A 25,135-nucleotide genomic window follows, 5' to 3' on the forward strand; every position below is an offset into this window, starting at 1 on the left:
CACGATGCCGGAAGGATGGCTCGGTATGGGGAACCTGTCGCTGCAACGCGTGGCGGACGATAGCGGCCCGCTGCCGTGGCTCGACCGCGCCAAGGCCGGGCCGCGCCTGGCGATGATGGTGGCCCGCGCCCAGGCCCGGGCCCGGCCGGACGGCATCGCCCGGGTCTTCGTGCGCAGCCGGCGCTTTCCCTTCGACGCGGCCGGGAAGCCGATCCTGCCCGGCCTCGACCCCGGCTTCGTCACGGATCTCGAGACGGGCGAGGTCTTCGCCCCCGGCACGCCAGCCCCGGCCAGGGCCGCCGCGGCCTATCTTTACACCACCCGCGTCCTGCTGGCCGGCGCCGCGCCGCGCCATGGCGGGCCGGGCTGCATCCCGCTCGGCCGGCTGCTGGCGGAGCAGCATGTGGACTGGGTGCGGGAAGCGCAGCGGCTGCGCACCCAGCTCGACTGGTCCACGGCCGAGATCGGCGCCTGCGATCCCCGCGCCGCGGGGAGGACCCGCGACGTCGGCGGGGCCTGCGCGGGCGAGGGCGCGATCATCGGCGTCGCCGATTACGGCGTCGATTTCGCCCATGCCAATTTCCGCGACGCGGAAGGGCGCACCCGGCTGCTGGCAATCTGGGACCAGAATGGCGCACCGGCCGCGCCGGGCGGCCTGCCGCGCGGGCGGGCGATAGAGCGGGCCGAGATCGACGCCGCGCTGCAGGCGCCGGGCTGCCCCTACGCGGCGCTCGGCTACCACCCGCACGACAATTACTACACGGACCGCAAGGCCGCCGACCAGGAAGGCGCGCACGGCACCCATGTGCTCGACATCGCCGCCGGCAATGGCGCCGCCACCGGCCTGCCGGGCGTCGCGCCGGGGGCGGAGCTGGTCTTCGTGCAACTGCCCGCCTTCGACTGGAAGAACCCCGGCGACCTGGCCCAGGGCGCCTGGGTGTACGAAGCCGCGGCCTTCATCTTCGAGCGCGCGGCGCGGGCGCGGAAGCCGGCGGTGGTCAATCTCAGCCTGACCACCAATACCGGCACGCATGACGGCACCAACCCGGTGGAGCTGGCGCTGGCCGCGCTGCTGCGCGCCCCGGGCCGCGCCGTTGTCGTCTGCGCCGGGAACGAACGCAGCAAGCGGATCCATGCCGCCGGGCTGGCGCAGCCCGGGGCGCCGCAATCCCTGGCCTGGCGGCAGCCGGCGCATGACAGCATCCCCAACCAGCTCCTGCTCTGCCATGAGGGGGAGGAGGCGCTGGCCCTGACGCTGGCCGCGCCGGCCAAGGAGGGCGCCGCCTGCAGCGTGGCGCTGCCCGAAGCGGATGGCGAATACAGCCTCCGCTGGCAGGACAGGACCATCGGCACGGTGGTGACGCGCGGCGCCCGGCCGCCAGGCGTGGCGGGGGCGGCGCCGCCGCTCCGGCAGGTCGCCGTCACCCTGCTGGCGGATATGGATGGCGAGGCGGATGAATGGCGCCTGACGCTGACGGCCGGGGCACAGCCGGTGGCCTTCCACGCCTGGATCGAGCGCGACGACCCGGACCAGTCCTGGTTCGCCACCTCGGCTGCCCCGGGCTGCACCCTGGGCTCCCTCGCCTCCTGCGACGAGGTCATCGTGGTTGGCGCCTATGACGCGCTGGCGCCGCTGCACCGGCCGCCCGCCACCTTCAGCTCCGAGGGGCCGACGCGGGACGGGCGGGCGAAGCCGGATCTCATCGCGCCCGGCGTCGGCATCCTGGCGGCACGCTCGCTGCGGGGCGATCCGCGGCAGGCCGGAGGGCGCCGACGGGGACGGCCGGAGGGCACCGTCGGCACCGGCACCAGCCAGGCAGCGCCGCATGTCACGGGCGCAGTGGCGCTACTCTTTGCGGCGGCAGGCAATTGGGCGCTGACCATGTCCGGCACGTTCCTACGCGACCTGCTGCGGGAGACGGCGCGCCGCGACACGCTGACCCCGCAGGCAGCGGGCTGGGACCCGCATGCCGGCTGCGGCCGGCTGGCGGTGCGGGCGGCGCTGGACGCCCTGCCCGGGCGCCTCGACCCGCCCCGGGAAGCGATGGCCGCCCCCACGGTGGCGAAAGAGGCAGCGCTGGCCGTCGCGCCCGGGCCGGCGGGCGCGGCCGGCGAGGCAGCCGCCGAATGAGCGCCGGGCCGCCCAAGCCGCCGCACCGCAACCCGGTGCTGGAGCGGCCGCTGAAGGTCACGCTCTCCTTCACCGATAGCTGCAACCTCAACTGCCGCCACTGCTACGCCGATTGCAGCGCGACGCCGAAGCCGGACGAGCTCTCCGCCGCCGAATGGTGCGGCATCCTTGACCGGCTGGAGGCGGATGGCGTCATCGGCCTCTACATCGAGGGCGGCGAGCCGCTGCACCGGCCGGATTTCCTGGACGTGCTGCGGCATGCGGCGGGGCGCTTCCACATCCAGCTCCGCACCCATGGCACGCTGGTGACGCCGGAAATGGCGGCGGTGCTGCGCCAGGAATGCCGCATCGCCACCCTGCTGGTGGACATCATGGGCCCGGATGCCGCGACGCATGATGCGACGACCGGCGTCCCGGGCAGCTTCGAACGCGCCACCGCCGGCATCACCGCCGCCCTGGCGGCGGGCATCGACACCCAGATGCTCACCATCATGACGCGGTGGAACGTGGCGGGGCTGCAGGGCTGGGTCGATCTCGCGGCGCGGCTCGGCGTCGCCACCGTCGGAATCCTGCGGCCCTACCCGCTCGGGCGGCTGAAGCGGCGCTGGGCGGAGGCGTCGCTCAGCCTCGACGAGATGCACGCCGCGCTGGAGGCGCTGCGCCTGCCGCCGGGGATGCGGCTGATGCAGTCCTGGCACCCGAACAACGGCAATTGCTGCTGGCAGACCGCGGCGATCGACGCCCGCGGCAATTCCATCGGCTGCGCCTATCTCCGCGAATACGTGCATCTCGGCAATCTGCGGGAGGTGGCCTTCCTCGACACCTGGAACCATCCGCTGCACCGGGAGCTGCGCTCCGGCGCGGTGACGGAGGCCTGCGGCGACTGCGCCTCCAGCCAGGGCTCCCATGGCGGCTGCCGTTCCACGGCGTTCGCCTTCCATGGCCGCTGGGACGCGCCCGACCCCTTCGACCGCGCCACCAACAACGGAGTGGACCTGCGTGTTCTCCCCAAGCATCCGGTATAGCCAGGCGCCCGGCCTGCGGCTGCGGCCGGTGCGGGAGCTTGGGGTCTGCGTGGTCTTTGCGGCGGAGGAGGCGCGGCTCTACCGCCTCAACGCCCAGGCTTGGCTGGTGCTGGCGCTGTGCCGCGAGGGGCTGAGCGGGCCGGCGCTGCAGGCGGCCTGGCGGGAGGCGGTGGCGCCGGAGGATGCGGCGCTGGAGGGACGGCCGGCCGAATGCCTGCAGCAGGCAGTGGAGCTGCTGCTGGCCAGGCGGCTGCTGCGGCAGGATGGGGTGGCCTCGCAGGAGGCACTGGCGGAAGCGGGAGGGGGCGATGGCTGAGAACGAGCTGGAGGATATCAAGGCGCTGCTGCGGCGGGGCGGGCTGCGCGGCGCGCCGGAGGTGGTGGAGATCCGGCCGGAGATCCGCTCCGCCGGCGCCTGGCACCTGATCGACCCGGATTACGAACCCGACCGGCCAGCGCAGCCATCTCAGCCGCCCACGGGCACGCCGCAGACCCCGGCGCCGACCACGCCCGGAGCGGAACAGCCGCAGGAGCCGGCCCCGCAGCCTGGCTTCGCGCCCGGCATGATGCTGCGCCAGGTCACCTATTTCGTGCCGACGGCGGAAGCCGCACGGTTCCAGGACTGGCTGTTCCGCAACGAGCGCTACCTGCACCAGCTGGCGCCGAAGGGGGTGACCTATCTCGGCACCTATGGCGTCTTCGGCAAGGGCGGCACCTACGCGACCTTCTGGCGCTATGATTCCTTCGCCGCGATCCAGCGCATGGCCCAGGCGGTGTCCGACCCGCTGAGCGATTTCGGCGGCTTCCTGCGGGTGCTGCAGCAATATCCGCAGATCCGGGTGGCCAGCGACTATGCGGAGCAGCTCTACCTGCCAGCGCAGTCGAGCGGGCTGCTGACCCCTGGGGTGACGCGCGACGAGCAGCCGGGCGGGGCGCGGGCGCCGCACGGCTAGGGCGGTTCCAGGCCGGGCGGAATCGCTTCGCGCCCCGGTCAACCGGCGGCAGGAGAAGCTGGAGGGGGTTTCACGCCGGCACGGCCACCGTGAGACCGCTACAGCGGGCTAGCGTGTCTGCTCAGTCGTTCCATGCCGATCGAGCGTTGCGGCCGGCCTTCACATCGAACGCTACTGCCGTGCGCCTGACTGCGGCCTTGCAATCAAGCTGCGCGCGCGACGCAAATCCGGCAGGCTGCTGACAAGGCCGGGTGTCGGCGCCGCCTTTGCCCCGATACGAGGCGAAGGCATGGTTCGCGTGGCCCGGGGCACCGCGCCGCGGCAGGCCGGGCGCCCCGGCGGCGCGTCCTGGCCATGCGGATCCGCAGCACCTGCGGCCACTGCCGCAGCGAGGGAGGCATTCCATGACGTCGCCACTCACCGGCCGCGTGGCCCTGGTCACCGGCGGATCCCGCGGCATCGGCGCCGCGATCGCGCTTGCCCTGGCCAAGGCCGGTGCGGCCGTCGGGGTCAATTACCGCGCCCGCGCGGCGGAGGCCGAGGCGGTCGCCGCGACCATCACCCGGGGCGGCGGGCGGGCCCTCGCCATCCAGGCCGATGTCTCGGAGGGCGGTGCCGTCGCCCATATGGTGGAGAGCGTCGCCCGCCAGCTCGGGCCGGTCGATATCCTGGTGAACAATGCCGGCATCGCCCCGGTCCGCGGCATCGACGAGCTGACCGAGGCGGAGTTCGACGCGACGCTGGCGGTGAACCTGAAATCCGCCTTCCTCTGCACCCAGGCGGTGCTGCCGCAGATGCGCGCCCGGCGCTGGGGGCGCATCGTCAACATCTCCTCGGGCGCGGCGCGCGGGGCGGGGGCCGTGGGCGTGCACTACAACGCCTCGAAGGCCGGGCTGGAGGGGCTGACGCGCGGCTATGCCGCCCGGCTGGTCAAGGAGGGGATCACGGTGAATGCGGTGGCGCCGTCCCTGATCGAGACCGACATGGTGAAGGCCGGCATCGCCCAGACGCCGGCACGCATCCCGCTCGGCCGGTTCGGCACGGCCGAGGAGGTGGCGCAGGTGGTGATGATGCTGGTGGGCAATGCCTACATGACGGGCCAGACGGTGGCGCTCTGCGGCGGCATGGCCTTCAACTGAAGGCTGCGGGCGGCCAGGTCATGGCCCTGCGGCGCGCCGGTGCCGTCCCGGGCAGTGGACCCGCCGCCCGACCCGGTGCCGATCTCAGCGGCGGGCCATGCCCTTGCGGATCTCGCGCTCCACCGCCGCACGCTCGCTCGTGCCGATGCGGCGGATGATTTCCCGCACGATGGCGGGCGATACGCGGTGCCGCTTCGCGAGGTAGGCGACATCCTCCTCGAGCTGCGCCGCAGCGGCCGGATCAGCAGCTTCGGCCTTCATCTTGCTCTGTACCACGGTGTTTTCCTGTTGCTGGACCTCGCCCCGGGCTGAGGCGGTTGCCGCGCCGCGACCGGACCGGATCACAGTCCCGGCCGCCGGTTCGGCCGCGGCGGTCATGGCCGACCAGAGCGGCCTCCGGCCTGTTGGATCAGGGCGTGATCCGTCAAGCCGAAGGCTGTTTCAGATGTTCGCCTTCCAGGGCGCGATCGGTCGGGATCCGGTCAGCGCAGGCCGTGCGCCACGCGACTGCACAAGGAGCCGAAGCGGGATGGATGAGCGAAACTCAACCGATCCCGCCCTGGGATTTCGCCGGAGGGCGGCCGAAGCCGAAGACCGGGGCCGTTCCGGCACGGAGCTGGCTTTCCCGCACCACGCGCTCATGCCCGTCATGGCTGCTCTTCACGCGGTATTCGCGGTCTTCCGCATCGTTCGGCAGCAGACGCGTGATGGTGTAGGCGCCGGACGGGAGGTTGCGGTCATACCGGTCGTGGCAGAGTTCGACGGTCTGGCCGACCGTGAAATTATGGGGATGCTGCATGGCTGGTCCTCGCGGGACAAGTAGGGGTCCCGGCGGGGGCCAAGCGGCAGGGCGGCCCGCGCGCCCCGCTGCCTCTTCAGCCGATCAGCTCGAGGATGAGCTGGCGGATTTCGTCCTGCGTCAGGCCCGAGGGTTCGGGCAGATGCGCTTCAGTCGTGGGGGCCGTTCCGGCCGTTCCAGGCCTAGGCTCGGGCCTCATGGAGGCCCGGGGTAGTGTCTTGAGCATTCTATCCTTTCGTGGCCACGTCGCACGCGGTGCGGCCTGGCCGGGCATCCCCATCGGGACATGCCCGCATATCCACCGGTCCGGTCGGACCGGGATGGCGGGGAGGCCGGTGAGCCGCCCCGCCGAAACCATCAGGCCTGCTTCAGGTTTCCGGCCGAGGTCTTGCCCTGCTGGCCGCGCTGCAGCTCGTATTCGAGCTTGTCGCCCTCGCGCGGCTCCTGGATGCCAGCGCGCTGGACATCGGAGATGTGGAGGAAGACGTCCTTCGAGCCGTCATCCGGCTGGATGAAGCCGTAGCCCTTGGTGGCGTTGAACCATTTGACGGTGCCGATTGCCATGGCGGTGCTCCGCTTGCGATGAAAAGGGGTGCCGGCCCGCGACATTGCGGATCGGATCGAACTTCGCGAAGACGGACACCGGGCTCGGCGCTCGGTCACGAGCAGGGAGAGCAGGCCGAACCAAACGAGGCTGACCCAGCCAAGATGGGGCGCCGGGGCGCCGGCTGCAACCCAAATCCGCCCTCCCAACGAAAGGCGTGATCGGCCGGGTACCCGATGCCGGCGCCGGGTAGCTGCGTCCGCTCCTCTCGCCATCCTCCGCAGCGAGTACGGGAAGGCAGGAATGGCGCTGCTCGCCCTCGGACCGGACCAGGCCGCCTCCTTCGCCCCCCTTCCAGCCAGAGACCACTCAACCGGCGTCCCGGAAGTCCAAAAAGGACCGGGAGACAGAGGCTGAGGAAGCAATGCCGGGTGAGGGGATCGAACCCCCGACCTTCGGTTTACAAAACCGCTGCACTACCGCTGTGCTAACCCGGCCCACCGCAGCGATAGCGCGGCGGCGCGGGGGGCTCAATCGGGCTGGCGCGATTCGGCCGCCCGGGCACGGGCTGGCCGCGGCGGCCCCCCTTGCCGTCCGCCCCTCGCTTTCCCACGGTGGGTCGATCCCCAGCCTCCCGTCCCGCCTCCCCCTCGCAGGGCCGGCGGCCCCGCCTGCGGGGCTGCGGGCCGCGGCAGTCAGGCATGGCCGATCGGCCCGAAGGTGTCGCGGTTCGTGGTGCGCACCACGATGGCGAAGAGCCGCAGCGCATCCGGCCCCCCTTGGTCGCTGAGCGTCCCCTGTTCCATTTCGGCGGCCAGCAATTCGGCATGCTCCGCCAGGGTTTCCGCCGCGCGGCGCATGGCCTCGCGCGACAGGGCGAGTTGCATCTCGTCGGACAGGCTGTTCCAGTCGGCCGGCATGAGGTCCACACCTTGCGCCGTCCTGGCGATGTCTTTCGCGTCTCCCGGATGGGCGACCGAGGGGACAATGGCGGGCCAGGATTAACACCCCCTTGCGGCGACGGGTTCAAATTGTCGCAGGTTCAGCAGCTTCCGTTATGATAGTGACACGAAAGCGGACCGACACCTGCAACCGCCGCGCAGGCCCTGCCCGGTGGTCTCAGGGTGCCGGCGCGACGGGGGCGGAACGGCGGCGGGGTTGGGCTGCCGGTCGGGGCTGACGGTGCGCCGCGGCCGGCTCGCCGGCCTCCGGCGATTCGGCCATGGCGGCGCCGCGCGGGGCCGGCGGCCGCGCCCCAGGGCGCGGGCGCGTCGCCTCATGCCAGCCACGCACCTCAGCCCAGATATCGCCCGGCTCCGGCTGCAGCGGCGGGCGCACCGCAACCGCCGGCGCCGGGCGGGAGGCCGTCCGGTCCCGCCCCTCCTGCGCCAGGGAAGGCCCGCCCAGCCCCAGGGCGGCGGCCAGCAGCGTTGAAAACAGTGCAGCGCGCATCCGGAACCTCCGGGCGCCTCTTTGGCAAACCGGCCGGGGCCGGGGCAAGCGGCATCTCGCAGGCGGTACGGCGCCGCCCCGCCCTACAGCGGCCGAGTGCCGCACCAATCGGCGATGAAGGCGGCGATGGAGAGCGTCGTCTTCTTCAGCTGCTCCAGGTTCGTGCGCTCGTCGAAGGCATGCGCCCCCTCCCCCTTCGGCCCGTAGCAGAGGCCGGGGATGCCGAAATAGCGGCCGTAGAAGCGGGTGTCGTTCACCGCGGTGCTGATACGCGCCGGCATCTCCGCGCCGAAGACCTGGGCATGCGCCGCCGCCAGCACCTTCTCCGCTTCCGTTCCCGGCTCCAGCACATAGCCATCGGCAAGGAAGCCGTGCCACTCGACCGTCGGCGGGTTGTTGGCGAGGAAGTTGTCGCCCTTCGCCGCCTCGGCGATGCAACGCTCCACGCCCGCCTGGGCCTCCGCCACCTCCATGCTCGGCAGCAGGCCGATGCGGCAATCCACCTCGCACCAGGCGGGGGTGGAGCTGGCCCAGTCGCCGCCGCGAATGATGCCCGGGTTGAATTTGATCGGGCTGTCGATGTCCTTGTACAGCGCGTCGGTCCTCGCCGCCTCGTTCAGCGTGACCGTATGCGCCTGCAGGGCCTGGATCAGGTGGTAGGCGGAGAGGATGGCGTTGGTGCCGATCTGCGCCTCCATCACATGCACCGGGACGCCGCGCACCTTGATGCGGAACCACAGCGTGCCGGTATGGGCGCGGGTGATGGTGCCGCCGGTCGGCTCGGTGATCAGCGCCGCCTCGGCGCGGTAGCCGCGCACCAGGGTGGAGAGCGCGCCATTGCCGGTGCTCTCCTCCTCCGTCACCGTCTGCACATGCACATCGGCGGCGGGGGCGAGGCCGGCGGTCTTCAGCGCATCCATCGCATAGACCATGGCGGCGACGCCGGACTTCATGTCGTGCGCGCCGCGGCCATACATCCAGCCATCCTTGATGGTCGCGCTGTAGGGCGGGTAGGTCCACATCTCCACCGGGCCCTCCGGCACCACATCGATATGCCCCTGCAGGATCAGGCTGCGGCCGATGGGGTTGGGCGCGCGCAGGGTGGCGACCACCTGCACGGAGTTCTGCGGCCCCACATCGACCATCGGGCTGGCCTTGGGGTGGGCGGGCAGCGGCACGTCGGAGAGGGTGTAGCGGTCCACGCCATAGCCGCGCGCCGCCATCTGCCGCGCCATCCAATCCTGCAGTGGGGCCTCGTTGCCGCGGGTGGAGGGGAAGCGGACGAGTTCGGCAAGGAAGCCGATCTCGGCCTCGAAATTCGCGTCCACAGCGGCGGCGAGGCGGGCAAGCAGGGCGGCGTCGGGCATGCGGCATCCCTTCGGAAAGCTGGCGCAGGCTCCGACGGGCACGGGCGCGGGTCAAGCGGGCTCAGAAGCGCAGCACTTGGTGGCCCACCAGCCCGATGGCGCTATGGCTTGTGCCCGCAGCGATCCGCGCACGGGTCGCATCAGCCCTTCCGCATCGCGGCCAGGGCGGCAGCCGCCGCCTGCGGGCCGGACAGGATCTCGATGTTGCGGACGATATCCACCACGCTCAGCCCGCCCGGCCGGGAGGTGCCGCGGCCCAGCAGGGTCAGCCGCCCCACCAGCTCCTTCACGCAGCGGTCCAGCAGCGGGCCGCCGCCGAGCTTCCGCCCCGCGCCTTCCAGCCCGCGCAGCGCCCGGGCGGCCGCCTCCACCGCTGCCACATCCTCGTCGCAGACCGCTTCGGCCGCCAGCAGGCGTTGGGTCGGCGCCACCACCTCCTGCTCCGCCCCCACCAGATAGCGCTCGCGGCAGGCCTCCTCCGCCTCCCGCCGCGCGCCTTCCAGCCGGCGCAGCCGGTCGCTGCCGAGGAGGGAGCAGGATTGCAGGTTGTCCAGCCGCCGAGCGAGGGCAAGGGCGGCATCCGTCGCCCGCTCCACCCCGAGCTGCGCGAAGGGCGGGGGCGCCGCGGCCAGCATGGCATCCAGCGCCTGCACCGCCACTGCCCTGGCCTGCGGGTTGAGCAGGGCGGCGAGATGCGCGACCGCACCGGGGAAGGCGGCGGCGCCCATCAGGGTGACCAGCACGATGGAGAGGGCCGGCGGCCCGGCCGGCGCCACGGCCAGCAGCGCGGCGCGGGCCAGCGCGTCCGGCGGGCCGAGCGGCCCGGCCGCCACGGCCGCCCAGATGGCGCTGCCCGCCTGCCAGATCGGCGTGCAGAGGGCGGCGATGGCGTGGTAATCGGCCGGCCCCAGCCCGCTTTCCGCCCATTCCGGCGGCGGCTGGGGCGGCAGCGCGGCGGCGGCGGCGGGCCACAGCACCGCGCCCAGCCGGGCTATGGCCTCGAGCTCCGCCGTGCTGCGCCCTTCCAGCGCCTGCACCGCCTGTGCCGCCCCCGGCTCCAGCCGGAGCAGCAGGATCTCCGCCAGCACCGGCAGGGCGGAGCGCGGCAGCGCCGCCTCCCCCCGCCGCCATTCCTTCGGGCTGCGGATGGCGCCGTCCATCGGCAGGAAGAGCAGCCGGGCCAGGTTCAGCCGCCGCGGCACGCCCAGGGCGCGCAGCCGCGGCCGCACCTTCTCCAGCACCATATCGGCCTCACCCCGGCGGTCGAGCTGGTCGAGCACGGCGACGATCTGCGCCAGGGCGGCGTCCTCCGCCTCGCTCGCCGCCTGGGCGAGGCGGCGGAGCTGCGGCAGCGTACAGGCCAGCGGCGGCGAGGAGCTCATGGTAGCGGGCTCACGGCAAGAGGCGCATGGCGGGGCTCACCGCAGATAGCCGATGGCGGTGGCCCGCAGCGCCTCGTTCCGCGCCACCAGCGCCACCTGCTGGCCGGTCACCCAGTCCTCATGCGCATGGACCTTGCGGCGCCAGAAGCGCAGCAGGTCGGCCTGCGCCTCGGTCCGCACCCGGGCCTTCTCCGCCAGCGCGGTCTCCACCTCGGCCGGCGTGACCGGGATGATCGCCGCCATCTCCCGCGCCGCCTCCCCGCGCCGGGCCGGCGGCGCATTGGCCCAGAGGGCGAGCAGCAGCTCCCACCCGTCCAGCAGCCATTCGGGCCGGGCGAGCTGGTTGAGGATGGGCGCCGGATCCGCCTGCCAGCGGCGGATCAGCCCCCAGACATCGGCGAGCAGCGCCTCGAGCGGCGCGGCGATTTCCTGCCATGCGGTCAGGCTGAGCTCGGCGCTGGCGCGGAGCAGGGCGGCGAAGGCCCGCTCCGCCTCCCCCAGCCCGGCCGCCCAGGCCGCGACCTCCCGCGTCAGCTCTTCGATCCGGGCGACCAGGCCAGGCAGCAGGGCGCCCCCGCCGGGGCCGTAGAATTCGAAGGCCTCGGCAAGCTGCTGCAGCGCCAGCAGCGCGGCGTCCAGGCCGAGCCCGGCCTCCCGCCCGCGCAGCCGCAGCACCTCCCGCGCCCGCTGCTCCAGCGATTGCGCGCTTTCCTGCGCGGGGGCCGGGGCCAGCCCCGCCTGGGCCACCAGCGCGGCGAGCAGGGCGTAGAAGCGCATCACGCGGCTGCGCTGGCCGGCCCGCTCCGCCTCCTGCGCCGCGCGGGCGGCGTTGCGCCCGGCATAGCCCTCCCGCGCCACGGTCCGCGTCACCTCCCGCACCGTGCGGGGGGTAACCTTGGGCAGCTTCGCCACCCTTTCCCAGATGGCGCGGTCGTGCAGCGTCGGGGTGCAGAAATCGGGCAGGGCGGACCAGGGCAGGACATAGGCCCCCTCCACCCCCGCCGGGTTGGCGAGGATGAGGTCCGACTGCCCCCGCTCCCCCAGCCGGATCCGGCCGCCGAGGAGGTTGGGCGAGGTGAAGGGCAGCGTCACGCCGCGCTCAAGGAAAGTGACCGGCTTGGCGTGGCCGGTTGCGAACGGAGCCAGACGGGAGAGCGCTTCACGCGATGGCGCGTCCGAATGCGTCATGCCGCAACTTGGCCCGGGACCGGTGAAGGAAGGGTTGCCCGCGCGACTTTCGCGGGTCCCGGCCGGCCTGGGCAGGCCCCTTGCGGTCGGCGCCTATTCGCAGCGCAGCGCGGCGCCGATCGAGGCGGCCAGGGAAGGGTCCGCCAGCCCGGACAGGCGCCGCGCCGCCAGCATGGCGAAGCGGTGCAGCAGGGCCCGCCGCCGGGCCGGGGCCAGGCGATGCTCCGGCGGCGGGCGCAGCTGGGCCGCCTCGCCCTCCGCCGCCACCAGCAACCCAGCATCCTCCGGCAGCACCTCCGCCGGAAACTCGGTATCCACGGCGAAATACAGGCGGTCGCAGAACTCCCGGTATTCCGGCCATTTGGCGTCGGCGAGGAAATCCCGGAGGCCCGACTTCACCTCCACCACCGCGAAGCTGCCATCCGGCAGCAGGCAGAGCAGGTCCGCCCGCCGGCCATTGGGCAGGGGGAATTCCGGGATCGCCGCCCAGGCCTGCAGGAGGGCGAAGCGCGTCGCCGCGCGGCAGATCGCCACCGTCCGTTCCGGCGGGCTTATGGAAGCCTGGGACTCAAACCGCGACATTGCTGCCGCGTTTACCACAGGATGACACGAGCTTCGTAATTTCCCGTCCAAGAGGCTGGCCAATGACAATTCTTCGCGCCATATATGCCATAGCATGATTGCCACACGATATTCCGTCGCCCTCCACATCCTGCTGCTCATCGCGGATGAGGCGACCGGCGAATCCACCAGCGCGCGCATGGCCTGGAGCATTGGCACCAACCCGGTGGTGGTCCGCCGCATCGCCGGCCAATTGTCGCGCGCCGGTCTGATCTCGGTGCAACGCGGCCCGGGCGGCGCCTCGCTGTCCCGGCCGGCGGAGCAGATCACGCTGCGGGATGTGTGGCGCGCCATCCATCCGGAGCGCGAGACGATGATCCGCGTGCATGGCCGGACCAACGCGGCCTGCCCCATCGGCGCCCAGGTGCCGGCCCTGCTGCGCCACCGCTTCGACCAGGCGGAGCAGGTGATGCTGGAGCATTTCGGCGCCACCACCCTGGCCGAGCTCAGCGCCCAGCTCCGCCGGCAGAAGACCGAGGCGGCGTAGAGCAGCCTCCGACCTGATGGATTACGGCGTGATCCATCGGGTCGGGGATAAGCTGCTCTGGAAAACGCAAGCCAGGCAGCCTCGCCCGGCGACCCGCACAACAGAGCAGACCAGGCGCCCTGGGGCCTGTCGCATCGGCAGAATCGGCACGGCACGCTGCCCGGGCGCAAATCCCGCCCCCGGCGCATGGCCGGGACCGCGGCGAGCGGCCCGGCGCCGAGGAAGCCACCTGGGACCGGCCGGAACCCCGCGGCTGCTCGGGTTCAGCCCGGGAGCAGCGCGTCGATCGACTTGGCCAGCCGGAGGTCACGGGCCGAGAGCCCGCCGGCGTCGTGGGTGGAAAGGGTGATCTCCACCCGGTTCCACACATTCGACCACTCCGGATGATGGTCCTGCCGCTCCGCCAGCAGCGCGACCCGGGACATGAAGCCCCAGGCGGCCGAGAAATCGGCGAAACGGAAGCTGCGGGCGATGGCGTCCCGCCCCTCCACCAGATGCCATTCCGGCAGCTCCGCCGGCAGCGCTGCACGCGCCGCCGCATCCAGTTTTGCGATCATCTCCGCACTCCTGCTTGACGCCGGGCGCAACCGGGCGCGTTCTGGCACCATGCCGCCGGACCCGCGCGACCTCACCCACCGCCACACCACCCCGCCGAGCCTCGAGGACATCGTCGCCCTGGCGGAGGTCGCGCTCGACGCCCTGCCGGAGGCGCTGCGGGAGATGGTGCGCGGCACCGCCATCATCGTCGAGGACGTGCCGGACGACGAGACCCTTGCCGAGCTCGGCCTGGACAGCCCCTGGGACCTGACCGGCCTCTACCGCGGCGTGCCGCTGACCCAGAAGAGCGTGCTGGACGTGCCGCGGGAGCCGGACACGGTGCTGCTCTACCGCGAGCCGATCCTGCTGGAGTGGATCGAGACCGGGGAGGACCTCTTCCGCCTGGTGCGCAACGTGCTGGTCCATGAGATCGGCCATCATTTCGGCCTCTCGGACGAGGATATCGCGCGGCTGGAGGGGGAGTAGGCCAGGGCAAGCCCCCACCCCTATCGGCCATGGACCGCTGCGTCACCCCGGGCGATCACGCCGGGAGCGGGTCCGGTCGAGCTTCGCCCACCCACCCCGCTTCAGCCCTTGTCCGAACAGCTAGAGGAGATCGCCATAGGGCGGCATCGCCCGAAGGCGGGAATCTGCTGTACAAACAAAAGCTTAGAGCGTTTTCGGTGAACGCATGTAAACCGAAAACGCTCTAACCCGCGCTTTCCGCGAGTCCGCCTCAAGCGCTCACGCTCACCGCTCCTCCGCCGCCACGCTTGCCGCCGGCACCGCCGCGCCGAGCGCGACCTGCATCCCGACGCGGGAGGCGATGCCGGCCACCTGCCAGGCGCCATCCGGTCCCTGGGCCAGCACCGGCGCGCCGCTCACCCCCCTGGTGCCGGCGCAATCATGCAGCAGCAGCGCGCCGCCGCCCGGCTGGGACACGCGGCCGATCGCCCGGCAGGCGGCATCGGCCAGCAGCACCTCCGGCCGGTCCTGCTGGTAGCCGCCGAGCATCAGCGGGGTGCGGGGCGGCGGCAGCTCCCGCATCAGCGGCAGGATGCGGTCGGCGGGGCCGAGCGGTGCCTCCAGCACCAGCACCGCCCAGTCCAGCGAGGCCGGCCCGCTATTCTGCGGAGAGAAGCCCGGCGCCACCCGGAAGGCGGCGACGCGGGCATGGGCGACATAGGCGCCCCGCTCATAGCCCAGCAGGAAATGCATGGAGCTCGGCCGCAACAACTGCCGGCTGCGAGGGCTGACCAGGCAATGCGCCGCGGTCAGCACCTCGCGCGCGCCGACCAGCGCGCCGGTGCAGAAGCCGCCGGTCTCGCGCTGCACCCGGCCGAGGCCGCGCCAGGGGCGCGCCGCCACATCCACCGGCTGGCGGGGATCCTGCGGCCCGACGCCGGGCAGCAGCGGGTGGGGCAAGCCCTCCTGCGCCGCCGCCGGCAGGGCGAGCAGCAGCAGGAGCAGCGGCAGCAGCAGGCGCCTGACGGGGCGGCGGGCGGTGGCGCCGGGCAGGCCCGCCATGGCAGCCGGGGCGCCCTCCCGCCCGGGCGCGGACGCCGCTCCGCCCGGCCCGGGGCAGCCAGGTCCTCGCCCCCGGCCGGCCGCCGGGGGCGGAGACCTGGCGGGGTCCCGGGTCATCCGCCTAATGCCCATGCCCCATGCCGGGGCCGCGGGCGCCGGCGGATTGCACCGCCAGCGCCACCTGCACCGGCCCGGCGCGCTCGAACACCAGGGTGACGGGCAGGCTCTCCCCCGCCTCCACGGCGCGGCTCAGCCCGATCAGCATCAGGTGGAAGCCGCCCGGCTGCAGGGTGACGCTGCCGCCAGCCGGGATCTCGATGGCCGGGACGGCGCGCATCCGCATCACATCCCCCTCCCGCACATGGGTGTGGATCTCCGTCGCCCGCGCCAGCGGGGAGGAGGCGGAGACCAGCCGGTCCGGCGCGCTGCCGGCATTGGCGATGGTGAGGAAGCCGGCGCCGGTGCCGCCGCGGCCGGCGGCCCGGCTCCAGGGGGCGGAGATGGTGATGCCCCCGGCCTGCTGGGCCCGGGCGCCGGGGAGGCGGGCGACCGCCAGCAGGGCGGCGGCGAGGATCAGGCGGCGCTGCATGGCCGGGCCCTCAACGCGGGGTGAGGCGGATGACGGGGGCGGGCCGCGCCAGGTCGTGCGCATGCTGGCCGGCGGCCGGGCGCTCCACCCAGGCCTCCGCCTTGCCGCCCTCGCAGCCCTGGGTCACCGGCAGGGTCAGGCTCCCGCCCGGCTCGTTCGGCAGTTGCAGCAGCAGGACGAATTCCTCGTACTGCTCCTCCGGCAGCGGGCCGCCCTCCCAGGCGATGCGGGCGACCTCCTGCTCCACCTCATGGCCGTGCGGGTTGCGCACCGCCTGGGGCAGGGCGCGGCGCTCGATGCTCAGGCGCCAGCCGGGCTTCGGCATGGGCTTCGCGGTGTAGACGCCCTCCGGCAGCTCCACCGCGATGCGGGTGGTGGCGGCGCCGTTGCAGCCATGCGGCACGCGCAGCGCGACGCGCTGATAGCTGCCGGCCGGGGCGGTGGTGGGATCGACGGTGACATGGGCGGCGGCCGCAAGGGGGCCGAGCAGCCCGGCCGCGAGGGCGGCAGTGGCAAGGCGCATGGGAACACTCCGACGAGGGAAGGAGGGGGGCGGGAGGGTCCGGACGCCACGCCACAGCTATGGACGCCAGGGATCTCCCGGCCTGGGGCGGACCGCCGGCCATGCTGCGCATGGTCCGGCAGGCCCGCGCGGGAAGCGGCCGGGGCGCGCGCCGCGGCGCCAGGCCCCGCTCAGATGCCCGGGGGTGCCCTCGCCTTCCCGGCCGGCGCCTCCCCCGGCGCCATGGGCCATTCCGGCGACGCGGGGGCGGCGCGCCTGGCCTCCCGCGGCCCGGCCAGGAGGATCGGCGGCACCGGCAGGGCGGGTGCGGCCACCAGGCAGGCGTCGCAATGCACCGCATGGGGCGGCGCCGGCGCATCCGGGTCCGGCACCAGCCGCACCCCGCCCTCCGCCGTGCAGATGGGCAGCAGGGCGGCTGCCACCGGCCGCAGCGCGCCAAAGGGCGCCAGCAGCAGGGCCAGCGTCAGCAGCAGCCAGGGCAAGGCGCCTGGAGCGATCCCGAAGACGGCCTTCGCAGCCCGGCCCGCCCGTCGCCCTGCCGCGGCTTCGCCGCGGCAGGCTGTGCGAGGCTTCAGGCCCGGGACGACTCCAGGGCCGCCGCGACGCCGCGCAGCGTCGCCGTGGGGAGGCTCAGGCCAGCTCGTACTCCACCTCCGGCACATAGACCGCCGCTTCCTTGCCGAGGCGCGAGGAATACAGGGTGAAATGCTCCACCGCCACCGGCGGCGCCCGGAACAGGTTGTGCGCCTGGACATAGGCGATGACCTTCTCCGGCGGCGCCCGCTCCACCCGCGCCAGGGTGACATGCGGGGCGAAGCGCTTGCGTTCCGGCGTCAGGCCGATGCGCTGCAGCGCCGTCTCCACCTTGCCCTGGAGGTGCTGCAGCGCCTCCGTCTTCTCGACGCCGACCCAGAGGGCGCTGATCCGCCCGCCCTTCTCGAAGGTGCCGAGGCCGCGGAGCGTCAGCTCGAAGGGCTTCGCCCGGATCTGCGCCAGGGCCTCGTCCACCTCCTCGGCCTGCCAATTCTCCACCTCCCCGATGAAGCGGAGGGTCAGGTGGTAATTCTCCGGCGGCACGAAGCGGGCGCCGGGGATGCCGCCCGGCAGCAGAAGCAGGTGCTCCTTCACCTCGGCCGGAAGGGAAAGGGCGACGAACAGGCGGAGCATGCGCAATCTCCTTGTCGTCCGGTGCCCCGGCACCGCCGGAACACCCGGGTTCGTTGTCGGCCGCCTGCCGCCTCTCCCCGGCCGCACCGGCCAGGGCAGGGGCAGGACGGCAGGGGCACCCCCGCCCGGCGGGCAGCGGCGCCGATGCCCCGCAGCGCCGCCTCAGCCCGGCGGCGGCACGCGGTCCAGCAATCGCTCCACGGCGGGCAGGATCCGGCGCACCATCTCCGCCACGCCGCGCCGGTTGGGGTGGATGCCATCCGGCTGGTTCAGGGCCGGATCGCCCGCCACCCCCTCAAGGAAGAAGGGGTAGAAGACCACCTGCGGCCGCGACGCCGCCAGTTCGGCGAAGACCGCGGCGAATTCACGGCCATATTCGGCACCGAGGTTGGGCGGCGCCAGCATGCCGGCCAGCAGCACCGGGATGTCGCGCGCCGCCAGCCGGTCCAGGATGGCGGCGAGGCTGGCGCGGCTCTGCGCCGGCGGCAGGGCGCGCAGCCCGTCATTGCCGCCCAGGGCGACGATCGCCGCCTGGGGCCGGTCCGCCAACGCCCAGTCCAGCCGGGCGAGCCCGCCCGCCGTGGTGTCCCCCGAGACGCCGGCGTTCAGCACCTGCACCTGCCGTCCGGCGGCCCGCAGGGCGGCTTCGAGCTGCGGGACGAAGCCTTCCCCCGGCGGCAGGCCGAAGCCCGCGGTCAGGCTGTCCCCCAAGGCGAGAAGGCGGACAGGGGCTTGCGCAACGCTTGGCAACACGCCGATACCGGCCAGGGCGGTTCCGAGCGCGACCCGGCGTCCCATCTTAGGTCCGGGCGTTTCGGCCCTTCCCCCCAGCGCGGCATCCCGGAGCCCCATGGACACCATCGCGAGCCACCCCCGTTCCCTGGCGCAAAGCCATGCCGACGATTCGCTCATCGCCGCCAGGGACCTCCGGTTCAAGGTGGCGGGGGCGGCGGGCGAGGTCAACATTCTCCGCGGCATCGATCTGGACATCGGGCGGGGCGAGGCGGTCGGGCTGGTCGGCCGGTCCGGCTCCGGCAAGACCTCGCTGCTGATGCTGCTGGCCGGGCTGGAACGGCCGAGTGGCGGCAGCCTCCGCGTGGCGGGCCAGGAGCTCGGGCGGCTGGACGAGGATGCGCTGGCGCGCTTCCGGCGGGACCATCTCGGCATCGTCTTCCAGGCCTTCCACCTGGTGCCGACCATGACGGCGCTGGAGAATGTGGCGGTGCCGCTGGAATTCGCCGGGCGGCGGGATGCCTTTGCGCGGGCGGAGGCGGCGCTTGCCGCGGTCGGGCTGGGGCACCGGCTGGGGCACTACCCAGGCCAGCTTTCGGGCGGGGAGCAGCAGCGCGTGGCCCTGGCCCGGGCGGTGGTGGCGGAGCCACCCCTGCTGCTGGCGGATGAGCCGACCGGCAATCTGGACGGCGCGACGGGCGAGGAGGTGATGGCCCTGCTCTTCGGCCTGTGGGAAAGGCTGGGCACCACCCTGCTGCTGATCACCCACGACCCGGCGCTGGCGGCGCGCTGCGGCCGGGTGCTGCGGATGGAGGATGGGCGGATCGCGGCGGGCTGAGCCGCGTTGGGGCGGCAGGAGGACTGCCCATGCGATTGCTGCCGTTGCTGCTCCTGCTGCTGAGTCTGACCGGCTGCGGCCTGGTCGCGCTGCCCTTCCGGGTCACGGGGGATGTCGTCTCCGTCGTGCCAGTGGTCGGCAAGCCGGTGGGGGCGCCGATCCATGCCGTGGGCGATGCGATCGACTGAGCCGTTTCAGGCCGAGCGGAAGCACCCGGCGCCCCGGCAGGGCAACAGGCCGGCGCGGCTCCAGGTCGGCATGATCGGAAGAAACCGCCCGAGGGATGGGATCGGCTGAGCTTCCCTTGCTCCGCCCGGAGGCTGCTCTCGACCTCGCATTTTCCAGAGCAAGAAATCCGATCAGGTCATTCCACCTGATCGGATATTGCTCTCGCCGGCTGCCGCCGCCTGCTCCTGCCGCGGGAAGGAACAGGCAGCCGATGGCCCGGACCATCAGACGGGGCCATGGCCAAGCCCGGCCATGCCCTCCGAAGGCCCGGCTTCGCAGCCGGCGCCCGCCTCAGCGCCGCCGGGTCGGGGCCACCGGCACGGGGACCTGGATGGAGACGGATTCCAGGATCTGCTGGGCGGCTTGGCCATGCGCCTGGATCAGCGGCAGGTATTTGGCGGCGAAGGCCCGCAGCTCCGGATCCCCGCCGCTCTGCGCCTCCTGCTGGAACAGCGCCGCCTGCAACTGGTGGTCCTGGACCTGCTGCAGCATGTATTGCTGGTCGAAGGACTGGCCGCTGAGCTGGGAAAGCTGCCGGTTGGCATTCACCCGCCCGGGGTCGAGGGCGGTGGGGGGCAACACCCCCTTGCGGCGGGCCAGGGCCATCAGCTCCTCATTCGCGGCGCTGTGCTCACGCTCCATCTGCGCGGCGAATTGCTGGATCGCGGGGTTGCTGGAATAGCGCTGCGCCATCTGGCCCAGCGCCACCTCGCTCATGCCGCCCGAGGCGGCCTGCATGATGAAATTATTGTCCCCGGAGGACAGGGAAGGGTTGCCCTGACCGCTGCAGGCCGCAAGGCCGAGGGAAGCCATCAGGATCAGGTTGCGCAGGTGCCGCATCGTCGTCTCCGTCATGCGATGCGGTGGCAAACCGGCAGCGCCGGCTTGGTTGCCTTCCCTGCTGCGGAACGAGCTTGCAGGAAGGGCGCCGGGTTGCGCGGCCACACGGATTCGGGGCCTATCCGCGGGGCGTCGGAAGCGGCCTCCGGCCTGATGGATCGCATCGCAATCCGCCAGCCCGGCGATGCGCCGCACTGGAAGCCCGGAGATCGCCCTACCGTATCACCGGCGGCGGCTCCGCCCGGCGCCGCTCCACCTCCCGCCAACGCGCCACGTTGCGGTTGTGCTCCTCCAGCGTCCGGGCGAAGGCGTGGCCGCCATTGCCGTCGGCGACGAAGTACAGCTCGTCGCTCTCCGCCGGCCGCATCACCGCCCGCAGCGCGGCGAGGCCGGGAGAGGCGATGGGCGCCGGCGGCAGGCCGCGGTTGCGGTAGGTGTTGAAGGGGCTGTCCAGCTCCAGATCCGCCCGCGTCAGCCGGCGGTCCAGCACCCCGCCCCCGGCCGCCGCATAGGCCACGGTGGAGTCGGCTTGCAGCGGCATGCCGCGCCGCAGCCGGTTGAGGAAGACGGCAGCGACGCGCGGCCGCTCCTCCGCCAGCCCCGTCTCCCGCTCGATGATAGAGGCGAGGATCAGCGCCTCGCGCGGGCTGGCGAGCGGCAGGCCCTCGGCGCGCTGGGACCAGGCCTCGGTCAGGGCGGCGGTCATTGCCAGTTCCGCCCGGCGCATCAGCCCGACGCGGTCATCGCCCCATTGGTAGGCGTAGGTCTGGGGCAGGATGCTGCCTTCCGGCGGCAGGGCAGCGGGGCCGATCAGCCCCTCCGCCCCCTCCACCAGCGCCAGGATCTGGCGGGCGGTGAGCCCTTCCGGGATGGTCAGCCGGCGCTGCACCGGGCGGGCGGTGCGCAGGATGTCCAGCACCTGGGCCAGCGAAGCCCCGGCCGGGAAGGCGAATTCGGCGGCGCGCAGCGGCCCGGCGGCACGGGTCCACCAGACCGCCGCCAGGAAGGCGTGGGGGCTCTCGATCACCCCGGCCTCGGCCAGCCGGGCGGCGATCTGCTCCGCCCCGCCGCGGGGGATGACGAGCTGGGCCGGGGCCGCCAGCGGCCCGGGTTCCCGGTAGAGCCGCTCCGCCTGCCAGGCGCCGAGGCCAGCCAGCAGGGCGAGGGCCAGGGCTGTGCCGCCCAGCCAGCGGAACAGCCTCCGCCCCGGCCTGCCGCTCAAGGCGCGGCGCGGAAGACGATGCTGGCGTTGGTGCCGCCGAAGCCGAAGCTGTTCGACAGGGCGACCTTGATCGGCCGCTCCTGCGCCACCTTGGCGACGCGGTCGATCGGCGTCTCCCGCGAGGGCTTCTCGAGGTTCAGGGTGGGCGGCGCCACCCGGTCGCGGATCGCCAGGATGGAGAAGATGCCCTCCACCGCGCCCGCCGCGCCCAGCAGGTGGCCGATGGCGGATTTCGTGGAGGACATGGCGAGGCCGGAAGCGGCATCGCCCCAGAGCCGCTCCACCGCGCCGAGCTCGACATCGTCGGCATAGGTGGAGGTGCCGTGGGCGTTGACGTACTGCACCTGCTCCGGCGTCACGCCGGCGCTGCGCAGCGCGGCCCGCATGGAGCGATAGGCGCCGTTGCCGTCATCCGGCGGGGCGGTGATGTGGTGCGCATCGCCCGACATGCCGTAGCCGATGACCTCGGCATAGATCTTCGCGCCGCGCTTCTTCGCGTGCTCGTACTCCTCCAGCACGCAGACGCCGGCGCCCTCGCCCATGACGAAGCCGTCGCGGTCCTCGGACCAGGGGCGGGAAGCCTCGGCTGGCCGGTCATTGAAGGCGGTGCAGAGGGCGCGGGCGGCGCAGAAGCCGGCCATGCCGAGCTCGGAGACCGCCGCCTCGGCGCCGCCGGCCACCATCACATCGGCATCGCCGAAGGCGATCAGCCGCGCCGCGTCGCCCAGCGCATGCACGCCGGTGGCGCAGGCGGTGACGACGGCGTGGTTCGGCCCCTTGAAGCCGTAGCGCATGGAGACATGGCCGGAGGCCAGGTTGATCAGCGCCGAGGGGATGAAGAAGGGCGAAAGCCGCTTCGCCCGACCGCTGGCGACAAGCTGGGAGGCGTCGTAGATGGTGGTGAGGCCGCCGATGCCGGAGCCGATCATCACGCCGGTCGCGGCGCGGCTCTCCTCATCCTCCGGCAGCCAGCCGCTGTCCTCCACCGCTTCCACCGCCGCCACGATGGCGAGCTGGATGAAGCGGTCCATCTTCTTCTGGTCCTTGGGCGGGATCCATTCGTTCAGGTCGAGGCCGCCCGTCTCGCGGGTGCCGGCCGGCACCTGGCCGGCGATCTTCGCCGGCAGGTCCTTCACGTCGAAGGACTGGATGGCGGAGATACCGCTCTCCCCCGCCAGCAGGCGCCTCCACACATGTTCCACGCCAAGCCCAAGGGGGCTTGCGATACCCATGCCAGTGACAACAACCCGCCGCGGCGCGGCGCCATTCGGGAACACGCTTGGCCTCTCCGTTTCTTCCCTCGGAACCGCCCTATCGGGTCCGGCGGCGGGTCGCTGGGCATTGCCGCCCCTCGGCCGCCGCCTCGGGACCTCAGCCCTTCTGGCTCTCGATATAGGCGATCGCGTCCTTCACGGTCGTGATCTTCTCGGCCGCGTCATCGGGGATCTCGACGCCGAAGGCCTCTTCGAAGGCCATGACCAGCTCGACGGTGTCGAGGCTGTCGGCGCCCAGATCGTCGATGAAGGAGGCGTCCTCGGTCACCTTGGCTTCATCCACGCCGAGGTGTTCGACGACGATCTTCTTAACCTTCTCGGCGGTCTCGCTCATCGGGTGCCAGTCTCCATGCTGCGGCGCATCTTCCGGTCTCCCCAACGCCCGGACGCCGGAATTTGCGCCATCGGCGTCTGCCGAGGGCGGGCGGCGGGGTTAACACGGAACTCGGCGGGGGCCTAGGCGGAGAATCCAGCCAAGGCAAGCCCCCATCCGCCGCCGCCGGCCCTGGGGCCGCATCCGGAGGCGGAGTCACGATTTCCTGCCGGAGGTAACATGGGGTCGGGAACGGCCCGAGGGAAGCGGCGCGCGGCACCGCGGGCACATCGATCCGCCCCCGTCGCCCCGGCGGCGCGACGGCCGGGCTGCGTTCGATCACCCCACCGTAACCCGTTGTTCGGTCACGTTCCCCGGGGACGAAGCCCGGAGGATTTCGGGATGGGGACACTATTCGGGATGGGGCGCTATCGGCCGGCCCCGGCCTGCTCCACCACCTCCCGGAACAGCCGCGCCGGCAGCCCGCCGCCCGCCACCTCCTCCATCGGATGGCCATCGTCATTGCCGAGCCAGATGCCGATGACGAGGCCGCCCACCCAGCCGATGAACCAAGCATCGCGGTAATCCTGGGTGGTGCCGGTCTTGCCCGCCACGGCCCGGCCGGGCAGCGCCGCGGCGCGGCCGGTGCCGCGGGCCACCACCGCCTCCAGCATCCGCCGCAGCGCCGCCGCATGCTCCGGCGCCACCACCCGCTCCCCCACCCGCCGGGGCAGCGCCGCGCCATTGGCGGTCGCCAGGGCGTAGGGCGCGACCTGCCGCCCGCCATTGGCGATGGCGGCATAGGCGGCGGCGAGGTCGAGCAGCGTCACCTCCCCGGTGCCGAGCGCCAGGGAGGCATCCCGGGGAAACCGCCCCGCCAGGCCGATCCGCCGCGCCACCGCCGCCGCCGCCGCCGGCCCGCCGGCCTTCAGCAGCACCCGCACCGCGGCGGTATTCACCGAATGCGCCAGCGCCTCCTCCAGCGTGATCTCGCCGCGCGACCGCCAGGCACCGTTGCCGGGCGACCAGCCGCCGAGGTTGAGCGGCGTATCCGCCACGGTATCCTCAGGGCCCAGCCCCTGCTCCAGCGCCGCAAGGAAGACGAAGGGCTTGAAGGCGGAGCCGGGCTGGCGCCTTGCATCGGTGGCGCGGTTGAAGGGGCTGGCGCGGTAGTCCCGCCCGCCGACCATGGCGCGCACCGCGCCGCTCGCCGCCTCCAGCGCGATGACCGCCCCCTGGGTGACGCCGGCCCGCGCCCCGGGCCCGGCCAGCAGTGCCTGCAGCCGCGCCTCCGCCACCGCCTGCAGCCTGGTGTCGAGGGTGGCGCGCAGGGTCAGGTCGCCATTGCCGGGGAAGCGCTCGGCCAGGTCCTCCAGCGCCCAGTCGGCGAAGTAGCCGGCGCCGGTCCGCGCCTGAGGCGGCAGCCGCATGCGGCCGAGCTCGGCATGCATCTCCGCCTCCCCCAGCACCCCCGCCGCCACCATCGCCTCCAGCACCTCCGCGGCGCGGGAGACGGCGAGATCGGGCGAGGCGCGGGGGTTGTAGCGGGAGGGCGCCTTGGGTAGCCCCGCCAGCAGCGCCGATTGCCAGAGGGCCAGCCGCCGCGCCGGGATGCCGAAATAGAGCCGCGAGGCGGCATCCACCCCATAGGCGCCGGCGCCGAGATAGACCCGGTTCAGGTAGATCTCGAGCAGTTCGTCCTTGCTGAAGCGGCGCTCCAGCCAGAGGGCGAGCAGCGCCTCCTGCGCCTTGCGGCGGAAGCTGCGCTCGGGCGTCAGGAACAAGTTCTTGGCGAGCTGCTGCGTCAGGGTGGAGCCGCCCTGCACCACCTCCCCGGCCCGCCAATTGGCCCAGGCCGCACGGGCCAGGCCGAGGAGGTCGATACCGAAATGCTTGCGGAAGCGCCGGTCCTCCACCGCCATCAGCGCGGCGGGGAGGTGCGGCGGCAGGTCGCGCAGCCGCACCCGCTCGCCATAGAGGTCGCCCTGGGTGGCGAGCAGCGCGCCATCGGCGGCCAGCAGGGTGACGGAGGGGCGGCGCGTTGTCTCCCGCACCGCATCCGGGCGCGGCAGGTCCCAGGCGAGCACCAGCAGCAGCGCGGCCAGCACCACCCCGCCCCAGACGGGCAGCAGGATGAGCCAGCGCAGCCAGCGCCAGCCCTGGCGGGGCCGGCGTGGCGGGGGAAAGGGGTCTGGGGCGGCACGCCGCGGCGCCGGCGCGGCCCGCGGGGGGGCGGGGCGGCGACGGGCCCGGGCGG

30 protein-coding genes and 1 tRNA gene are annotated in these 25,135 nt (G+C 73.1%); 9 read left to right on the top strand and 22 right to left on the bottom strand.

Features of this window, described 5'->3' with window-relative positions; all coding sequences use genetic code 11:
• The first annotated feature begins 25 nt into the window (after positions 1-25).
• The 5 genes from NJ376_RS00520 (at position 26) to NJ376_RS00540 (ending at position 5,248) form a co-directional block, all read left to right on the top strand.
• A complete protein-coding gene (locus NJ376_RS00520; protein ID WP_252951253.1) occupies positions 26-2,131 on the top strand; it encodes a S8 family serine peptidase in 2,106 nt (701 codons plus the stop codon).
• Positions 2,128-3,156 carry a radical SAM protein gene (locus tag NJ376_RS00525; protein ID WP_252951254.1) on the top strand — a complete coding sequence of 343 codons (1,029 nt, stop codon included), beginning with the start codon at positions 2,128-2,130 and terminating at the stop codon, positions 3,154-3,156. Before NJ376_RS00520 ends, NJ376_RS00525 begins: the two co-directional genes overlap by 4 nt.
• Positions 3,131-3,472, top strand: coding sequence for a hypothetical protein (locus NJ376_RS00530; RefSeq protein WP_252951255.1), 342 nt, complete (start codon positions 3,131-3,133; stop codon positions 3,470-3,472). Before NJ376_RS00525 ends, NJ376_RS00530 begins: the two co-directional genes overlap by 26 nt.
• Complete coding sequence (locus tag NJ376_RS00535) at positions 3,465-4,109, top strand: hypothetical protein (RefSeq protein WP_252951256.1); 645 nt, start codon at positions 3,465-3,467, stop codon at positions 4,107-4,109. Before NJ376_RS00530 ends, NJ376_RS00535 begins: the two co-directional genes overlap by 8 nt.
• A 404-nt stretch (positions 4,110-4,513) precedes the next feature.
• Positions 4,514-5,248: an SDR family NAD(P)-dependent oxidoreductase gene (locus tag NJ376_RS00540; protein WP_252951257.1), complete on the top strand. Its 735-nt coding sequence runs from the start codon at positions 4,514-4,516 to the stop codon at positions 5,246-5,248.
• Positions 5,249-5,332: 84 nt separating this feature from the next.
• Here the strand turns inward: NJ376_RS00540 and NJ376_RS00545 are convergent, their stop codons facing one another.
• The 10 genes from NJ376_RS00545 to NJ376_RS00590 all read right to left on the bottom strand — a co-directional run bounded on the left by NJ376_RS00545 (position 5,333) and on the right by NJ376_RS00590 (position 12,562).
• Positions 5,333-5,626, bottom strand: a complete 294-nt coding sequence (locus NJ376_RS00545; RefSeq protein WP_252951258.1) for a hypothetical protein — start codon at positions 5,624-5,626, stop codon at positions 5,333-5,335.
• A gap of 166 nt (positions 5,627-5,792) precedes the next feature.
• Positions 5,793-6,047 carry a hypothetical protein gene (locus NJ376_RS00550; RefSeq protein WP_252951259.1) on the bottom strand — a complete coding sequence of 85 codons (255 nt, stop codon included), beginning with the start codon at positions 6,045-6,047 and terminating at the stop codon, positions 5,793-5,795.
• Positions 6,048-6,404: 357 nt separating this feature from the next.
• Entirely contained in the window at positions 6,405-6,611 is a 207-nt protein-coding gene (locus NJ376_RS00555; RefSeq protein WP_252951260.1) for a cold-shock protein, read from the bottom strand.
• 405 nt (positions 6,612-7,016) lie between these two features.
• A tRNA-Thr gene (locus tag NJ376_RS00560) sits at positions 7,017-7,088 on the bottom strand.
• A 198-nt stretch (positions 7,089-7,286) separates the two neighbouring features.
• Entirely contained in the window at positions 7,287-7,511 is a 225-nt protein-coding gene (locus NJ376_RS00565; protein ID WP_252951282.1) for a hypothetical protein, read from the bottom strand.
• A gap of 199 nt (positions 7,512-7,710) precedes the next feature.
• Positions 7,711-8,043, bottom strand: coding sequence for a hypothetical protein (locus tag NJ376_RS00570; protein ID WP_252951261.1), 333 nt, complete (start codon positions 8,041-8,043; stop codon positions 7,711-7,713).
• Positions 8,044-8,126: 83 nt separating this feature from the next.
• Positions 8,127-9,410: an ArgE/DapE family deacylase gene (locus NJ376_RS00575; protein WP_252951262.1), complete on the bottom strand. Its 1,284-nt coding sequence runs from the start codon at positions 9,408-9,410 to the stop codon at positions 8,127-8,129.
• Between the two features lie 140 nt (positions 9,411-9,550).
• Positions 9,551-10,792 (bottom strand): hypothetical protein, encoded by a 1,242-nt coding sequence (locus NJ376_RS00580; RefSeq protein ID WP_252951263.1) that lies wholly within the window; start codon positions 10,790-10,792, stop codon positions 9,551-9,553.
• Between the two features lie 36 nt (positions 10,793-10,828).
• The gene (locus tag NJ376_RS00585) at positions 10,829-11,884 is read right to left on the bottom strand and encodes a hypothetical protein (protein ID WP_252951264.1); all 1,056 of its coding nucleotides are present in this window, start codon (positions 11,882-11,884) and stop codon (positions 10,829-10,831) included.
• A gap of 189 nt (positions 11,885-12,073) precedes the next feature.
• Positions 12,074-12,562, bottom strand: a complete 489-nt coding sequence (locus NJ376_RS00590) for an MmcB family DNA repair protein (RefSeq protein ID WP_252951265.1) — start codon at positions 12,560-12,562, stop codon at positions 12,074-12,076.
• Positions 12,563-12,656: 94 nt separating this feature from the next.
• Here NJ376_RS00590 and NJ376_RS00595 point away from each other — a divergent pair, with 94 nt between their 5' ends.
• Positions 12,657-13,088, top strand: coding sequence for an RrF2 family transcriptional regulator (locus NJ376_RS00595; RefSeq protein ID WP_252951266.1), 432 nt, complete (start codon positions 12,657-12,659; stop codon positions 13,086-13,088).
• Between the two features lie 263 nt (positions 13,089-13,351).
• Here the strand turns inward: NJ376_RS00595 and NJ376_RS00600 are convergent, their stop codons facing one another.
• Entirely contained in the window at positions 13,352-13,645 is a 294-nt protein-coding gene (locus tag NJ376_RS00600; RefSeq protein WP_252951267.1) for a 4a-hydroxytetrahydrobiopterin dehydratase, read from the bottom strand.
• Between the two features lie 49 nt (positions 13,646-13,694).
• Between NJ376_RS00600 and NJ376_RS00605 the strand changes: the two genes are divergently transcribed.
• The gene (locus NJ376_RS00605) at positions 13,695-14,111 is read left to right on the top strand and encodes a metallopeptidase family protein (RefSeq protein ID WP_252951268.1); all 417 of its coding nucleotides are present in this window, start codon (positions 13,695-13,697) and stop codon (positions 14,109-14,111) included.
• Between the two features lie 264 nt (positions 14,112-14,375).
• Here NJ376_RS00605 and NJ376_RS00610 read toward each other — a convergent pair whose 3' ends face one another.
• The 6 genes from NJ376_RS00610 to NJ376_RS00635 form a co-directional block, all read right to left on the bottom strand.
• A complete protein-coding gene (locus tag NJ376_RS00610) occupies positions 14,376-15,152 on the bottom strand; it encodes a trypsin-like serine peptidase (RefSeq protein ID WP_252951269.1) in 777 nt (258 codons plus the stop codon).
• Between the two features lie 121 nt (positions 15,153-15,273).
• The gene (locus tag NJ376_RS00615) at positions 15,274-15,741 is read right to left on the bottom strand and encodes a copper chaperone PCu(A)C (protein ID WP_252951270.1); all 468 of its coding nucleotides are present in this window, start codon (positions 15,739-15,741) and stop codon (positions 15,274-15,276) included.
• 10 nt (positions 15,742-15,751) lie between these two features.
• Positions 15,752-16,264: a YcnI family protein gene (locus NJ376_RS00620; RefSeq protein ID WP_252951271.1), complete on the bottom strand. Its 513-nt coding sequence runs from the start codon at positions 16,262-16,264 to the stop codon at positions 15,752-15,754.
• Between the two features lie 170 nt (positions 16,265-16,434).
• A complete protein-coding gene (locus NJ376_RS00625; RefSeq protein ID WP_252951272.1) occupies positions 16,435-16,746 on the bottom strand; it encodes a hypothetical protein in 312 nt (103 codons plus the stop codon).
• A gap of 148 nt (positions 16,747-16,894) precedes the next feature.
• Positions 16,895-17,431 (bottom strand): RNA 2',3'-cyclic phosphodiesterase, encoded by a 537-nt coding sequence (thpR, locus tag NJ376_RS00630; RefSeq protein ID WP_252951273.1) that lies wholly within the window; start codon positions 17,429-17,431, stop codon positions 16,895-16,897.
• A gap of 162 nt (positions 17,432-17,593) precedes the next feature.
• Positions 17,594-18,142, bottom strand: coding sequence for an arylesterase (locus NJ376_RS00635; protein WP_456308886.1), 549 nt, complete (start codon positions 18,140-18,142; stop codon positions 17,594-17,596).
• Between the two features lie 139 nt (positions 18,143-18,281).
• Between NJ376_RS00635 and NJ376_RS00640 the strand changes: the two genes are divergently transcribed.
• Entirely contained in the window at positions 18,282-19,001 is a 720-nt protein-coding gene (locus NJ376_RS00640) for an ABC transporter ATP-binding protein (RefSeq protein WP_252951275.1), read from the top strand.
• Between the two features lie 29 nt (positions 19,002-19,030).
• Positions 19,031-19,189, top strand: coding sequence for a DUF6726 family protein (locus NJ376_RS00645; protein WP_252951276.1), 159 nt, complete (start codon positions 19,031-19,033; stop codon positions 19,187-19,189).
• Positions 19,190-19,520: 331 nt separating this feature from the next.
• Here NJ376_RS00645 and NJ376_RS00650 read toward each other — a convergent pair whose 3' ends face one another.
• From NJ376_RS00650 to NJ376_RS00670, 5 genes are all read right to left on the bottom strand, one after another.
• Positions 19,521-20,069 (bottom strand): DUF4142 domain-containing protein, encoded by a 549-nt coding sequence (locus NJ376_RS00650; RefSeq protein WP_252951277.1) that lies wholly within the window; start codon positions 20,067-20,069, stop codon positions 19,521-19,523.
• A gap of 214 nt (positions 20,070-20,283) precedes the next feature.
• Entirely contained in the window at positions 20,284-21,291 is a 1,008-nt protein-coding gene (mltG, locus tag NJ376_RS00655; RefSeq protein WP_252951278.1) for an endolytic transglycosylase MltG, read from the bottom strand.
• Positions 21,288-22,568 (bottom strand): beta-ketoacyl-ACP synthase II, encoded by a 1,281-nt coding sequence (fabF, locus tag NJ376_RS00660; protein ID WP_370287727.1) that lies wholly within the window; start codon positions 22,566-22,568, stop codon positions 21,288-21,290. Before fabF ends, mltG begins: the two co-directional genes overlap by 4 nt.
• Positions 22,569-22,662: 94 nt before the next feature.
• Positions 22,663-22,899, bottom strand: a complete 237-nt coding sequence (locus tag NJ376_RS00665) for an acyl carrier protein (RefSeq protein ID WP_149540363.1) — start codon at positions 22,897-22,899, stop codon at positions 22,663-22,665.
• 407 nt (positions 22,900-23,306) lie between these two features.
• A partial coding sequence (locus tag NJ376_RS00670) for a transglycosylase domain-containing protein (protein WP_370287729.1) occupies positions 23,307-25,135 on the bottom strand: 1,829 nt, incomplete at its 5' end.

It is taken from the genome of Siccirubricoccus soli (assembly GCF_024178315.1).
Classification (GTDB): domain Bacteria; phylum Pseudomonadota; class Alphaproteobacteria; order Acetobacterales; family Acetobacteraceae; genus Siccirubricoccus; species Siccirubricoccus soli.